We start from the raw sequence: 490 nt of genomic DNA on the forward strand, positions 1-490 counted from the left end.
TATGCTCGTTCTGTGCTGCCTTCATAGAAATTAATAAAGGCTCTGTTCACCACTCTGTTTCCTCCAAAGGTTGGGTAATCCCCTGTAAAATACCAGTCTCCCAGGTTCTTTGGACAAGCTCTATGCAAATTTTCGACTTTTTGAAAGATGATCTTTACTTCAGCTTTAATGCTTTCATCGCTAAGTAGTTCGGCAATTTTATCTGAGATCTGTTCATCGGTAAAGGGATCATAGATCTCCTTTACAAAATTTTGCACTTCATTATCCTCCAGGTCCACCTGCTGTTTACATTTTTGGTAAACCTCCTCTATGATGTGATATTGATCGCTTTCCTTTAGCAATTCCAGTGTTGCCTGAAATGCAACCAGGTTTTCCAGCCTTGCCATGTCAATTCCGTAACAGTCGGGATAACGTATTTGAGGGGCAGAAGAAACAACAATGATCTTTTTTGGATTGGTACGATCCATCATCTTCAGGATACTTTTCTTTA

The 490-nt window shown here is 39.8% G+C and carries 1 pseudogene; it reads right to left on the reverse strand.

The features are described from left to right. Window positions 1-490: pseudogene (locus tag HC175_RS17830) on the reverse strand (amidophosphoribosyltransferase); the annotation flags it as partial.

The organism is Salinimicrobium oceani (assembly GCF_012037645.1).